The 13,792-nt window shown below is 45.8% G+C and carries 9 protein-coding genes; all 9 read right to left on the reverse strand.

Annotated elements, in window-relative coordinates:
• Nucleotides 1–17 precede the first annotated feature (17 nt).
• Nucleotides 18–521 carry a flavin reductase gene (locus tag ACSUPM_RS13410; protein WP_025653197.1) on the reverse strand — a complete coding sequence of 168 codons (504 nt, stop codon included), beginning with the start codon at nt 519–521 and terminating at the stop codon, nt 18–20.
• A 205-nt stretch (nt 522–726) separates the two neighbouring features.
• A complete protein-coding gene (locus ACSUPM_RS13415) occupies nt 727–1,755 on the reverse strand; it encodes a methionine synthase (protein ID WP_025653196.1) in 1,029 nt (342 codons plus the stop codon).
• A gap of 61 nt (nt 1,756–1,816) precedes the next feature.
• Entirely contained in the window at nt 1,817–2,839 is a 1,023-nt protein-coding gene (locus ACSUPM_RS13420; protein WP_025653195.1) for a DUF1852 domain-containing protein, read from the reverse strand.
• A gap of 557 nt (nt 2,840–3,396) precedes the next feature.
• Entirely contained in the window at nt 3,397–4,011 is a 615-nt protein-coding gene (locus tag ACSUPM_RS13425; protein WP_025653194.1) for a YceI family protein, read from the reverse strand.
• Nucleotides 4,012–4,179: 168 nt separating this feature from the next.
• Nucleotides 4,180–7,284 (reverse strand): efflux RND transporter permease subunit, encoded by a 3,105-nt coding sequence (locus ACSUPM_RS13430; protein WP_025653193.1) that lies wholly within the window; start codon nt 7,282–7,284, stop codon nt 4,180–4,182.
• Nucleotides 7,281–8,651 (reverse strand): efflux RND transporter periplasmic adaptor subunit, encoded by a 1,371-nt coding sequence (locus tag ACSUPM_RS13435; protein WP_201575391.1) that lies wholly within the window; start codon nt 8,649–8,651, stop codon nt 7,281–7,283. The genes ACSUPM_RS13430 and ACSUPM_RS13435 overlap by 4 nt, the downstream gene beginning before the upstream one ends.
• Before the next feature lie 387 nt (nt 8,652–9,038).
• The gene (locus tag ACSUPM_RS13440) at nt 9,039–9,947 is read right to left on the reverse strand and encodes an OmpW/AlkL family protein (protein ID WP_227687534.1); all 909 of its coding nucleotides are present in this window, start codon (nt 9,945–9,947) and stop codon (nt 9,039–9,041) included.
• Between the two features lie 251 nt (nt 9,948–10,198).
• Nucleotides 10,199–11,080: an IS982 family transposase gene (locus ACSUPM_RS13445; protein ID WP_436880028.1), complete on the reverse strand. Its 882-nt coding sequence runs from the start codon at nt 11,078–11,080 to the stop codon at nt 10,199–10,201.
• A 291-nt stretch (nt 11,081–11,371) separates the two neighbouring features.
• Nucleotides 11,372–13,735 (reverse strand): ATP-dependent DNA helicase RecG, encoded by a 2,364-nt coding sequence (gene recG, locus ACSUPM_RS13450; RefSeq protein WP_227691775.1) that lies wholly within the window; start codon nt 13,733–13,735, stop codon nt 11,372–11,374.
• Nucleotides 13,736–13,792 lie beyond the last annotated feature (57 nt).

Genomic DNA, 13,792 nt, shown 5'->3' on the forward strand with positions numbered 1-13,792 from the left:
AAAATAGATACGTTATCTTAAACGATTTCTATCTGACCTACTTGATGGTAAGCACGATTAAAATACACCAAACTTTCATCAGTGCCACCTTGTGATACGGCGTGCTTGATGGCGACTACACGACACATAAAGACGCTATGTGTGCCTACTTCTTGAATATGCTCAATCTCACAATCAAAACTGACCAGCGCATCCTCTAAAACAGGCGCACCTGTCGCTAATTGCGTCCAAGCGCCCTGTTTAAATCGTTCTTCCGAACTTAATTTTGAGGCAAAGGCATTAGATATTGGCTCATGCTGTGCGCCTAGTACATTGACACTCAAGGTTTTATTTTCAAGAAAGTGGGCATGTGAGCGAGAGGTCTGATTCATACAGACCAGCAAGGTAGGCGGTGTGTCTGTGACGCTACATACCGCAGATGCCGTAAACCCATGAATACCAGAGTTACCTTTTGTGGTAACCACATTAACGGCAGTCGTCAATAGCGACATGGCATCTCTAAAGTCGGTGGCTTCAATCATAATTTCAGTCCTAAATTTATCACAGATTATTTTTAAAACGCGCTCAGCTGTAGGCTGGGTTTTTGACCCAGCATTGTATTTTTAAAAATATAGAAGCTGAGTTAAAAACCCAGCCTACAATAATTAAATTTTATAGCTATAAGTTTGTTTAGTAATAACTGAGGCCATTCATGGGCTTAAACAAGCTAGGGCTTGTTAAGAAATGCTAAACGCTTAGCTCTTTGCGAATGATTGCCGCGCCCTCGCTCAACGCTTTCAACTTGCCGCGTGCTACCTCGCGAGGCAAAGGTGCCATGCCGCAATTGGTCGAGGGATAGAGCTTATCGGCATCGACGAATTGTAGAACTTTGCGTAGGGTATCTGCCACTTCTTCAGGGGTTTCAATAGTATTGGTTGCCACATCGATAGCGCCGACCATTACTTTTTTACCGCGAATCAGTTCAATCAAATCCATCGGCACGTGCGAGTTTTGGCACTCAAGCGAGACGATATCAATGCTTGACTGCTGCAATTTTGGAAACGCTTGCTCATATTGACGCCACTCGGAACCCAGTGTTTTTTTCCAGTCATTATTAGCCTTGATGCCATAGCCGTAGCAGATATGCACCGCCGTTTCACACTTTAGACCTTCAATAGCACGCTCTAAAGTGGCAATACCCCAGTCGTTTACGTCATCAAAGAACACATTAAACGCAGGCTCATCGAATTGGATAATATCCACGCCAGCTGCCTCAAGCTCTCTCGCCTCTTGATTCAGAATTTTGGCAAACTCCCACGCCAATTTTTCACGGCTTTTATAATGGCCATCATACAGTGTATCAATCATCGTCATAGGCCCTGGCAGCGCCCATTTGATTGGCTGATCGGTTTGCGCCCGCAAAAACTTAGCGTCGTCTACAAACACTGGCTTTTGACGGCTCACCGCCCCAACGACTGACGGCACACTGGCCTCATAGCGATCACGGATCTTAACGGTTTTACGATTCTCAAAATCGACGCCATCTAGATGCTCAATGAAGGTAGTCACAAAATGCTGACGGGTCTGCTCGCCATCACTGACGATATCAATCCCAGCATGCTGCTGTTCTTGCAATGTCAAACGTAAGGCATCTTGTTTAGCTTCAAGCAGTTGCTCGCCTTCTAATGCCCAAGGTGACCAAATTTTCTCAGGTTCTGCCAACCAAGAAGGTTTCGGTAAGCTGCCAGCGGTTGAGGTTGGTAATAATAATTCCATATTGGTTACTCTTTTATATTTTAGTCTTTTAGTTTTTTATATGTCGGTTGATAAAGGTCTATTAAGCCGCGCGTTTTTTTACCGCTTCTTTTTGCACAGTCTCACTTGTCACTACATAGTTTGCCGCCCACTCATCAAGAATAGCCTGATATGGTTTAATGAACTCATCTTCGGTAAATTTGCCTTGCGTCACCGCCATCTGGCTGCGCTCCTCGCGGTCATAGACAATTTGAGTCAGTGAATAATCTTGGTATTTCAAACTTGGCTGATATACGTGACCAGCGGTTGAGTTGGCATTATAGATTTCAGGGCGGTAAATCTTTTGAAAAGTCTCCATGGTACTGATGGCACTGATTAGCTCAAGGTCGGTGTAATCACTCAGCAAATCGCCCGCGAAATAAAATGCTAAAGGCGCCACACTACCGGCAGGCATAAAGTAGCGCACTGTTAAGCCCATTTTATGGAAATAGTCATCGGTTAAGGAATACTCATCTTGCTTGTATTCAAGCCCTAGTACAGGATGCTGATTGCCAGTACGCTGATAGACTTTACTACTTGACACACTCAGACAAATCACAGGTTGTTTATCAAAGTTGGTTTGATAGGCCTCTGAGTTCAATAAGTGTTGAAACAGTTTGCCGTGCAAATCACCAAAATCGGCTGCTGGTGGCGATTTTGGGTTTTTCTCAAAATGTTCCGGCAGTACAATGCTAAAGTCATAATCGCGCACATAAGAGGAGAAGCTATTGCCAATCATACCGTCAATACGCTTGTTTTCTTTATGATCCACAATCGTTGTTTTTAAGGTCTCAATGACTGGGAATGTATGACCATTGCCTTCGATATCCAAGTCAGCAGAGATGATATCAACTTCAACGGAATAACGGTCGGCTGTTGGGTTATCCCAATGCGCGAGATCATTAAAACGGTTATTTATCATAGTCAGCGTTTTGCGTAAGTTCTCTTGACGTCTCTCGCCACGCGCCAAATTGGCAAAGTTAGTCGTCAGACGTGTGCTGTCTGCTGGCTGATAGTTTTCATCAAAACGAATGCTCGAGATGGAATATGTAAATTGTTTACTCATGATAATCTCCTACCCTAATCTCATTGACTGAGATAACACCAAATTTTTGTATGTGGTAATCATACCTAAATCAATACATGAATAAAAACGATACAATTTTAATATAAGATGAATATTATTCATGTTAGAAGAGTTGCCACACGATAGAAGAAAACTGATATCAGCAATATCGTCGCGTTTTTAGGATATTTTGACTATATGATGGATACGGCAGCCCTATCTAATGCAAGAGCTAAGTAGGCACCAATAAGGAAGATAGGAAGAGTCTGGCGATAAGTAATGACTCAATAAAAAAACCAAAACTCTATAAGTCTTGGTTTTTCTGCTTACCATGACAAATATACTTCACACGGTTACATAAAAAATCTGCTTCTAAGCCTAGAGCGTGTCCTCAATTCAAACGCTTGTATCTAAATGGACTAAAAATGGCTAAATTTTGCCAAACATTGTCAAATAGCTGATTAATATCTCGATATTATTTGCGCTACTTTCCTCTTTTGACGGCAATTTATCTTATTTTTATGACCATTTTTAAAATGAGGACACGCCCTAGAAATCTACTGCTTTGCCGCCTCAATCTGAATATCCAAATCAACTTTTTCAGTGATACCTAACAAGGTATATTTGCTAATGCCCCACTTGGTTCGATCAAGCGTCGTCTTAAAATCTCCACCGCACACGGATTTTTTTAGTATAAAGCTAAAATAGCAGTTGAATTTGGTTGCTGTTAACGTAATAGGGTTGGTCTTACCATGCATTGTCAGCATGCCATCAACTTTAGTGACCCCGGCGCTGCCTTTTTCATCTGCAAAATGCCACTTAGTAGACTTAAAAGAAGCCAATGGGAACTTTTCAATATCAAAGAAATCTGCACTTTTAAGAGTGTTATCAAATTCTTTGTTGCCAGTATTTAGACTGTTTAGCGGAATAACCAACGAGACATTGCCTAGCTTAGACTCTGGGTCGTACTCTACCTGACCCGTTATATTGTAAAAGCCACCTGTATTGGTAGAAGTACCAAAATGGTCAATCGCAAAGCGGGCATTGGCATGGGTTGGATCGATATTATAGGTGGTAGCTTGACTACTAGTGATACCTAAAGCAAGCAATAGAAGCGCTGCCAGAGGCTTACGATAAGATAAAACGACGGGTGGTAGTGAGAATCGACGCATAACGACATTCCTTTGTAGCGGTCTATGGTAGGTCAATCACGTCCGCTGTGATCAACAACTTTGTCCATATATAATGACGCTAAGACCCTATTTAAGCAATAAATATTGTCTTGCGCCATCATCATGTCATCATTCACGACCTATTAATGCCCTACAATAGGGTATGCCCTAGACCTTTTCCTCCATCGTTGCCTGCTTTTCTTTGCCATGCGGCATTAGCCATTTAGCAAACCAGCCTGACAAATCATCCATCAAGGTATAAACCACTGGAATCACCACTAAGCTTAATAATGTGGAGGTTACCAGACCACCAAGAACAGCAGCTGCCATCGGACGACGGAAAGTAGGATCCGCATCGCCCCAGCCAAACACCAATGGCAACATGCCAGCACCCATCGCAATAGTGGTCATAATGATAGGACGCGCGCGCTTATGACAGGCATCAATAATTGCCTCAAAACGTGCCATGCCACGACGCTGTGCAATCAGCGCATAATCGACCAGCAAGATAGAGTTCTTGGTAGCGATACCCATTAGCATGATAAAGCCAATCATCGATGGCATAGACAGACTACTATTGGTAATCACCAAGCCGACGAAGGCACCACCAATAGACAAAGGCAATGCCATCAGAATGGTGAAAGGTTGTAGCAGACGTCCAAATAACAGAATAAGCACGCCTAAGATACAGACCACACCGACAGACATAGCGATAATAAAGCCGCTGAATAACTCGGCCATGTTTTCTGCCTGACCTTGATCAATGACAGTAATTGACGATGGTAGTTGCTGCATCGTCGGTGTACTTTTGACCGCTTGCACCAAATCACCCAGCTCGCCACTGGCAGGCTGGACAGTAATCGTAATAGCGCGCTCTCTATCAAGCCTATTAATCTGAGCAGGTCCTGTGCCAAAGTTTAGCGACGCAACCTCACCGACCCGCACCCCTTGACCTGCAGGCTGGGTATTCGGCACATACAAACCCTCTAGTTGGCTGACATTTTGCTTGGCAATATCTGGCAAGCGCACCACGATAGGTATCTGCCGCGTGTCTAAGTTCAGCTTGGATAAACGCTGCTCATAGTCACCAACGGTCGCTATACGTAACGTGGTAGCGATATCTTGGGTGGTCACCCCTTTATCAGCCATCGCCAATCGGTTCGGCGTCACTGTCAGCTCCTGACGCGGCAAACTGCGGTCGCTGGTCACTGATCCAGCACTCGGTAACGCACGGATATCTGACATGATCTGCTGGACGGTCTGTTCTAATACTTCTGGATTGGTACTGGTTAAAGAAAAATTATATCCTGTCTCACCGCCGCTCGATAGACCGACCGTAAAACGAGCACCCGGTACTTCTGCCAACATATTACTAATTTTTCGTTCAATCTCTTGTTTAGAGATACGCTCTGCTCGCGGCGCTAGCACAATATCCAAGCCAGCGATGTTTTCTGCTTTACCCCCGCTTGAAGCGGAATCCATCTCCTGCTGCGCTTCCCCCACTGAGGTAAAGATATTGGTCACTTCAGGCATGGCTAAAATACGCGCACTGGCCAGTGCGGCAACGCGCTCAGTATCCTCTAAGGCCACATCAGGCGTAAGCTCAATTGCCACACGCGTTTGGTTAATATCGTTATCGGGAATAAAAGACGTCGGTAGCAGTTTTACCAATGCCAGCGAGGCCACAAACAAGACCAAGGTTGCGCCCATCGTGAGCCAGCGATGCTGCAACGTCCATGAGACTATCTTGAGATACCACGTCATCATTTTGCTTTGTTTTTCGACGTACTTTTTTTCTGGTCGTAGGATATAGGCCGCCATCATGGGCGTGATCAAACGCGCCACCATTAATGAGGCAAAAATTGATAAGGCGGCCGTCCAACCAAACTGACGAAAGAACTGACCGACAATACCACCCATAAAAGCGGTGGGCAAAAATACTGCAATTAGGGTAAAAGTCGTGGCGACTACTGCCAACCCAATCTCATCGGCGGCTTCCATCGCCGCCTCATAAGGCGTCTTACCCATACGCAGATGGCGAATGATGTTTTCGACCTCAACGATGGCATCATCGACCAGTACGCCAATGACCAGTGACAGTGCTAACAGGGAGATAATATTGAGACTAAAGCCAAACAGATACATGCCTAAAAAAGTAGGAATGACGGATAGCGGCAACGCCACTGCCGCTACGATGGTGGCACGAATATTCTTTAAAAACAGGAATACCACTACTACGGCGAGCAAACCGCCTTCAATGAGCATACGTAGTGAGGCTTGATAGTCTTCTGCAATGGGAGTGGCCCGGTCATAGACTTTTTCAATATTGATATTGCCGACGTCTGCGGACAGCTTGGCAAGCTCTGCATCGACCAGCTCCATCACTTCAACTTCACTGGCGCCGCGTGAGCGCGTAATATTAAACGCCACCACCGTTTGTCCATCGAGTTTGGCAATAGAGCTTGGATCAGCCGCGCCATCAGTGATTTGTGCCATACGCCCAAGCGCTTGGGTGCCACCTGTTGGTACAGCTACTTGCAGATCATTCAGCTCACCTGCGCGCTCGACCGCACCCAACACCCGAATGGTTTGCGTGGTTGTGCCCACTTCCGCTTCACCACCTGAGCTGTCTTGTTGAATACCCGCTATTTGTTGCGACAGCTGAGTAATAGAATACTTTAGCCCACTCAAAGCGATAGGATCCGCCGCGACGGTAATCTCACGCTGTAAACCACCGATCCGGCTTACCGTACTGACGCCCGGAATGTCAGAGAGACGCTTGGTAACGGTATCATCCACGAACCAAGAGAGGTCTTCTACATTCATGTTATCAGCAGCCACCGAATAGGTGACGACTGGGAATCCGGCAGTTGAGACCTTCGTAATGATAGGATCATTGGCCGCTGCTGGTAGGTCGCCCTGCACTTCACCGACCGCTGAACGCACATCGTCGACCGCTTCTTGGATATCTTTTTCTAAGACAAACTCAGTGACCATCGTGGCCGCCCCAGTTTGTAGCGTCGTCCGAATATGCTTGACACCTTCAATACTAGTGAGCTTATTTTCTATCTTTTTGGCAATATCGTTTTCGAGCTGCGACGGTGCGGCACCCGGCAAAGTCACCGTGACCACGACCGCTGGCAAATCAATATCTGGAAACTGCTGCACCTTCATTTGCATAAAGCCGTAGAGACCGCCCAAAGTCAGCAGCACAAACAGCAAAATAGCCACTAAAGGGTTTTTAATCGAGTAAGCTGATACGTTTAAACTCATGAGCGCGCCTGCGTAGCTGTGTTAGTAGCGGCTTTATTCGCGGTGGTAGCATCCGTTTGCTTGCCTGTTTTGTCATTGATTTGGTTCAGCCCATCAACGATACGCACTAAATCCCCATCATTCAAAAAGCTACCACCTTGCTTAACAATCTGACTGTCAGCCGCTAACGGCTCGGCGACTGCCACATTATCACCGAGGCGCTCGCCCAACGTCACTCTTTGTTGTTTGACACGGCCCATGGTTTTGCCGTCTTTCGTCATAACGTTGGTGATTAGCATCACATAGTCATAGCCATCGTTGCTCACGATCGCACTATTGGGTACGGTTTGAGTGCTCGCACTACCTAACAAGAACTCGCCCGTTTGATACATGCCTGCCCGTACCTTTGAGTTAGCAGCGAGACTGGCGTAAATAGTAATTTGGCGGTTATCGTCGGCAGTTGGAGCAATACGGCTCACCTGCCCCATCACAGAATCGCCTCCCGGCAAGCTGACGCGCACTGGCGTACCGACACTCACTTCGCCTAGCAGCTTAGGATCGATATCCGCACGCCACTCTAAAATACCGCCTTTAATAATGGTAAATAATGGCTCGCCTCCAGCAACGCCTCCAGCAACGCCTCCAGCAACCATACCGACTTCCGCCATTTTTTCACTGATAACACCGCTGACTGGCGCGAGCACATTGGCGTTCTTCACACTCAAGCGTTGGGTACTAAGACGCGCTTTCGACGCTTGCAAGGCCGCCTCTGCCTGTAGCTTTGAGGTACGATAGCGATCCGCTTCTTGCCTACTAATGGCATCAATCTCAATCAGCGGTAGGACACGAGCGGCATCGGCAGTTGCATTGGCAAGCGTTGCTTCGGCTTCGGCAACATCGGCTTCTGCCTGCAAGACTTGCTGCCGCATGGCATCAGTATCAAATATCGCCAGGACTTGCCCCGCTTTGACCCGATCGCCTTCTTCAACCAACACCTGCTCGATAGCCACACCATTTACTTTAGGGCTGACATTAGCGACATCTTTGGCACTGATGGTACCGTCCGCACTCAAAGTATTGCCAATCGTATCTTGGCTTGGCATCACGGTTTCTACCGATAGCACAGACTGCTCCGTACTGGCATCGCTCGGATTTTTGCCATCGTTTTGTGTGCTTGCCGATGTTGGTGACCCATCGCTGAGCGCCTCATCACCAGCGCCCCAATATTTTCCGAGCAGGACACCAATGACCAGCACAATACCGAGCACTGGCAACAACCACAGCGGCATCTTTGACGAAGGTTTATTACCTAGCGTGTCAGCTTGACGGTATGGTGGCAGCTCAGATTCAGGAGATAGTTTAGGGTTGGTTTCTTCAAGATCGCTCATGATAAGTCTCTATAAGTACGGGCAATAATAAAATTCAAAACAATTAGCATAGGTTGTTAAGCCTAGTCATAGCTATAAATGATAGTAATAATAAAAATGGCAGAAAGTAGAGGCAGTCTCTAAGCTGATGTTTATTATTGCAATAATCTATAAAATAATTGAGGATAGCACAATCTAATCGTCATCTTGTTTTTTATATAGTCGGTTCAATTTGGAAATAGTACAAGGCAGCCGAGTGCAGATGTATAGGTCATACTTCAAACGAGGTCAACGCCGTAACATTTTTATAGTAATTTGACTATAAAACGAAGTAGCCACATAACACAACGCACACCCCTAAGAATGTGCGTTGTCATTAATCAAGTTCGAGCATCTATCACCAGTAAATTAGAAGCGATAGCCGACGCCAAGATAAGTAATGTATGGATCGATATCAAGGTTAGACTTGGCACGAGTCAGTTTTTCGCCAGCTTCGTTTTTGACCGTAATAGTTGTGTCGCTATCGAGTTTTGCATAGGACAAAGAGCCGACGCCAAACCATCTGTCATTAAAGTCATAAGTCGCACCAAGAGTGAGGATAGGGGCAAAGGCGCTATCGGCCTCGACATCAACCTTCATCGCACTACTAGATTTTACATTTTCTAAAGCAGCGCCTGCTTTGCCATCTTTGATATTTTGGATTTGATCGCCAGCACGCTCCAAGTCTTGACGGATACCGTCATTCAAATCGATATCATTAAAGTAGGCATACATGACGCCTGCTACCACGTAAGGGCGGAATTTATTGACGCCAGATTGGCCAAATTGATACTGTATACCAGCTGCTGGTAGCCAAGCTCGCGCCGTTGATGCCACCCCATTGCCTTGCTCTAAGTCCGTAATCGGAATGTCTTTTTTAATCGCAAACTCTGGCAATACCGAGCCTATCCCACTAGCATTAACCTCACCAGTAAAGGGGGCGAAGACCTGACCCTTACCCATGATATCTACTTTTGGTGGTATGCCCGCTTTGAACTCTACTGACCAGTTGTCATCAAAATAATAGTTGAACAACAAACCTGCCGTATCGACATCATCAGATTCTAAACCAGTACCAGCACTGGTCCAGCTCTCTAAGCCATTAACGTTGACTGTGCCCGATGCACCCAACTCTCCTAGATCCGTATCAGCTGGCAAAATACCTAACAGCCCATTTACGGCTCTTAATGTGCCGGAATCTTGATCAGGGTCGATGACTTCTCGAACCGTTGAGATACGTACACTACCATTTTCTAACGTCCTGTTAGAAGCTATCAAAGCAACGACTATAGTATTATTTGGCCACTTTTCGTTCTAACTAAAACGCCAAAACAGCCACATACTAGCAAACCAGCACGGTCACAAGTAGTGATGCAGCAACATAAACTGCCATAGTAGTGAACATATATCAACCGAAATTATCGAACAAATAAGTCAATATTAGTTTATTAAGATATTTGAGCGCGAATATTTGAGCGAAAGCTATCGCAATACAGATAAACTATAAACAATTGATTATAACCCCACTCTCAACTTGAAATAAGCAATTCAAACTGAAGAGGCGGATTACCAAGTTTTTTGTTGAGTACAAAGCACAGATTGTGTGACAGGATTTTACGAATCAATCGATGAGACAAATGCCATAAATCTCTTGCTCTCACTCTTTGTATATTAAATCGTTCTGATAGCTGACCAATGACTGTTTCAACGATACGGCGGGCTTTCATTAGCCGCCTTACCACAGGTTTGGGTCTATCCTCTTTCATGTTAGCTCTGAGTGGCGTTTGTAAATCCACGCCTTGAGCGTCGTAGTACGATGTCAGACTAGGGCTGATATACCCTTTATCAGCGCCAAGTAGCCCATGAATATGAGTGGTGATTTCTGGGGCAACCGCTCTTTCATCAACATTGGCAGGAGCAAAGGTAAAGCCTTTAATCATGCCCGATAAGTTAACAAGCAAATGTCCTTCAAAGCCATAGTACCTCTCTTGCTTAGCCGCACAGTAGCTAAAAGCCGCTAAGTCTTGATAGTTTTTATGCCGATAAGCGCGTCCATAATGACAGACGGGTATCGGAAAGCCATCCATAAAATGGATGTTGTCACGGCCCTCAAGTTCACTGACTTTATCTTGTATCTGCTGTTTGACTTGCCACAGATTGGCGCAGTGCTTTGCGAAGTTAGGGTATGAGCCGATGGCTGGAAACCAGTCTTGCCAATGCTGGGTAAAGTATTGCCAAATTTGTTTGTCTTGATCAAGGTGTAAAAATTCACCGACCATCTCCATGCAAATGATCTCAGGATCACTCAACTTTGGTGCGTAACCTGCACCTCGCAAGGGCTGGGTGACGACTATTTTGTAATATTGCTCTACCATTAAATAGATATTGATGATAAATTCGTCTATGGGCATCTCACAACTCCATTGTATTCTTGGTCGAAAACAATAGATTAGTGAGGTGCTCTTCTTTTTTCAATCACTTTTAAAGTTGAGAGTGGGGTGATTATAATCATATTTTATATTCATAAATTGATATTAGCTAATAAATATAAACAGTAATAAAACATAACTTTATAAATTATTCGATAATAGTATGGTTGGCTCAAGATAATTCAGGTAAAAGGAAGACGAGTGAAAGTAAGACAAGTAGTAAACTTAATGAGTCTAATTTATATAGGATTGACTATACGGATAAAAAACCTGCTATGCATTGGTGTAACGGCTGGCTTCTGGCATCCAGCGATGGATAAGCTGACTGACATCTGCTTTACGTGCAGGATCAGCAATTAAGTGTTTGGCAAGGTGCTGGGCAATGGCAAATAATTGCTCATCACGAATCAGATCGGCCAAATAATAACCGACATTGCCCGTTTGACGTTTACCCAGCAGCTCACCCGGCCCGCGCAGCTCTAAGTCTTTTTGGGCAATGACAAAGCCATCGGTACTGTCGCGCAATACATTTAAGCGCTCCGTGCCTGTTTCTGACAACGGCTTTTGGTATAACAACACACAGTAGCTTTTGGTCGAACCACGCCCGACGCGTCCACGCAATTGATGTAGCTGTGACAACCCTAAACGTTCGGCATTTTCAATGACCATGAGCGACGCATTCGGCACATCGACGCCAACCTCGATGACCGTTGTGGCAATGAGCAGATCAAGATTTCCGGATTTGAATGCTTGCATGATGGCTTGTTTGTCAGCGGACTTCATCTTGCCATGGACGAGACCAATGCGAATATTTAAGCGCTCATTTAGGTCTTCATAAGTGGCTTCCGCCGCTTGCGCATCCAGCACACTAGATTCTTCTACTAATGAGCAGACCCAATAGGCCTGCCTGCCCGCCTCACAATTAATCGCAATACGCTCAATCACCTCATCGCGGCGATTACGGTCAATGGTCACTGTCGTAATTGGTGTACGACCGGGTGGCAACTCATCAATGATAGAGGTATCCATATCACCATAGACGCTCATCGCCAGCGTACGCGGAATGGGCGTTGCCGTCATAATCAGCTGATGCGGCGTGCTATTGGCTACGCCTTTATTGGTCAAGGCCATACGCTGCTCAACGCCAAAACGATGCTGCTCATCGATAATGACCAAGCCCAACTTGGCAAACTGTACTGTTTCTTGAAACAACGCATGAGTCCCAACCACTATTTGCACCGTATTCTCACTCACCGCCTCTAATGCTTCGCGGCGCTGCTTCGCGGTTTGTTTGCCAGCCAACCAGCCGACCCCAACACCTAAGGGTTCAAACCAGTTTTTAAAATTGACCAAATGCTGCTCTGCTAAAATCTCTGTGGGTGCCATAACCGCCACTTGCCAGCCACTGTCGAGCGCATAGCCTGCCGCACCTGCCGCGACCAACGTTTTACCAGCGCCCACATCGCCTTGTACCAGTCGCAACATCGGAATAGAAGTCGCCATATCAGCTGTGATGTCTTTCATCACCCGTTGCTGTGCGCCTGTTAAATCAAAGGGTAAAGCGGCAAACAACTTATCCGCAAGCGGGCTTTGAGCGGCACATTTAGGTGCTTTATGCTGATGTAATTGCTGACGTCGATATAACAAACTGAGTTGATGCGCGGTTAACTCTTCAATGATTAATCGCTGGCATGCCGCATGAGTACGAGCACTTAATTGAGTGAGCAGCTGATATTGCCGACCAGCATCGGTATAAGTGGGCGGCGTGTGCAATAACACTAAGGCTTCAAATATCGTCAGGTTATAGACATTACTATTGGCAATACTAGCAGCGGCTGTATGGGGTTCATTATTTGCACTATAAGTAGAAGGGCTGGTTTTATTGACACTATTATTAATCGAATTGTCAGGCACACTGCGGGCAAGCGTTGAAAAAATATCGTCCGGAAAATCATCTTCTACAATTGCTGATTTAGTAGGCTCAAAGGGCGCTAACGGTAAATCAGCGACCATGGCAAAATCCTCATTGGTAAACAGCGTCATCGGTAGACCTTGACTGCGCACAGTTTGTAGCGCCAACTTAATCAAAGTACGCAATTTATTCTGATGCAAGCCTTTGACACTAGGATAAATGGGCTGCAACCCAGTATTGGTCATGGCGCTGCTATCAGTAATGATTTGATACTCGGGATGATGCATCTGCTTACCATAACGGCTGACTTTTACTTCGCCGAACAATTGCAATTGCGTGCCCAAACTCATGGTCTGCGCCAGACCTCGATAGACTTTAAAAAACCGTAAAGATATCGTCCCAGTGTCATCATCTATAATCACGGTCATGCCACTGCGCTTGACATCGACGTGTACCACGCGCCCAGTGATTAACGCTGCTTGTCCATGCCCCACGTCTGCTATCGATACCAGTCGGCTACGGTCTTCATAATCTCGTGGCAGGTGCAGTAGCAAATCAAAGATTCGCACAATACTCAACTGTGCCAGTTGCTCGGCAACCTTGGAGCCAACACCTGCCAGCGCCGTCACTGGCATATCGAGTGCCGACATAGGCTGCTCAGATCTCCCATGAGCGGCTGACTGAGTTGAGGAAGGAGCTGAAGCGTGACTAACCGATATGGGCATCAAAAATCCTAACGATATTGGTTTTACATTGCGTAAGTGCAAAATAGTTTATTAGGC

It is taken from the genome of Psychrobacter okhotskensis (assembly GCF_965638355.1).
GTDB classification, from domain to species: Bacteria; Pseudomonadota; Gammaproteobacteria; order Pseudomonadales; family Moraxellaceae; genus Psychrobacter; species Psychrobacter okhotskensis.

Coding starts and splice junctions, on each gene's coding strand:
- ACSUPM_RS13415 (WP_025653196.1), bottom strand. CDS start 1,755: ATGGAATTATTATTACCAACCTCAACCGCTGGCAGCTTACCGAAACCT.
- ACSUPM_RS13410 (WP_025653197.1), bottom strand. CDS start 521: ATGATTGAAGCCACCGACTTTAGAGATGCCATGTCGCTATTGACGACT.
- ACSUPM_RS13425 (WP_025653194.1), bottom strand. CDS start 4,011: ATGCGTCGATTCTCACTACCACCCGTCGTTTTATCTTATCGTAAGCCT.
- recG (WP_227691775.1), bottom strand. CDS start 13,735: ATGCCCATATCGGTTAGTCACGCTTCAGCTCCTTCCTCAACTCAGTCA.
- ACSUPM_RS13420 (WP_025653195.1), bottom strand. CDS start 2,839: ATGAGTAAACAATTTACATATTCCATCTCGAGCATTCGTTTTGATGAA.
- ACSUPM_RS13435 (WP_201575391.1), bottom strand. CDS start 8,651: ATGAGCGATCTTGAAGAAACCAACCCTAAACTATCTCCTGAATCTGAG.
- ACSUPM_RS13430 (WP_025653193.1), bottom strand. CDS start 7,284: ATGAGTTTAAACGTATCAGCTTACTCGATTAAAAACCCTTTAGTGGCT.
- ACSUPM_RS13445 (WP_436880028.1), bottom strand. CDS start 11,080: ATGCCCATAGACGAATTTATCATCAATATCTATTTAATGGTAGAGCAA.